At 77.5% G+C, this 1016-nt stretch carries 1 pseudogene; it reads right to left on the bottom strand.

What is annotated here, in order from left to right:
• Positions 1 to 1016, bottom strand: a pseudogene (locus tag ACWJ6R_RS37010) (hypothetical protein); the annotation flags it as partial.

The raw sequence follows: 1016 nt of genomic DNA, 5'->3' as shown, positions 1-1016 counted from the left end.
TCCGCCCGGTCCGCCGGGGCCGCCGGGGCCGCGGGCGCCGCCGGGGGCACGGGAGCGGTGAGGGGAACGGTCCTTTCCTCCCGGGGAGGGACCGCCGCGGACGGTTGCGGCGGCACGGGCCGTGCCGGCGACGCGGACCGCGGCGGGTACGGCTTCGCGGTCTGCGGCGGGGATGGCTTGGCGGACCGCGCCGAGTACGGCGGTGCGGTCTGCGGCGGGGACGGCTTGGCGGACCGCGCCGAGTACGGCTTCGCGTACGGCGCGGTCCCGCGACGCGGTGCGGGCAGGCTCGCGCGTGGCCGGTCTGCGGACGTAGCCGCAGTCGGGTCCGCGGCCGTGGGCGGAGCAGAGGCCGCGGAGACGGCGTCCAGGATGCGGGTCCCGGCCTCGGGGGTGAGTGGTGGGAGCGGCGGATGGGAGATCATCTGCGGGACCGTGTAGCGGATGTTGATCGGCCGCGTGCAGGACGGGCACCTGACGATGTGCGCGAGCAACTCCTCTCGCGCGTGACCGGACCCGCCAGCCCCGCCAGCCCCGCCAGCCCCGCCGGACGCACTGGGCCCGCCGGACCTGCCGGGCCCGCTGGACGCGCCGGGCCCGCCGGGCGGTTCCGGGTGGTCACCGGGGAACGCGGAAGCAGCCAGCGCGCGCAGCTCGGGACAGGTCGGACGCCCGTGGGCGAGGCCGTCCAGCGCGCTGACGAGCGTCTCGATGATGTCCTGGGTCCTGGTCGCCAGCCTGTCGATCTCCTCCACGGGGAGGGCCAGCACGTGTGCGAGGTCCTCGGAGGTGAGCCCGTGACGGAACATCAGCCGCAGCGCCTCGGCGCCCAGCGGGTCGGCGAGCCCCCACCCCCGCTCGATCAGCAGGAGGTCCGGCATACCCGGTCCGGTGCCCGGCACATATCCGTCGCGGTGGCCGGGCCGGGTGAAGCAGTCCCGCCGCAGGACGGCCAGCAGCCGGGCCCGGACCGAGACGTCCCCGAGGGCGGGCCGCCCGCCGCACGCGGCGAGGCG

It is taken from the genome of Planomonospora algeriensis (genome assembly GCF_977012225.1).
This window is presented reverse-complemented; position numbering and strand designations above follow the sequence as displayed.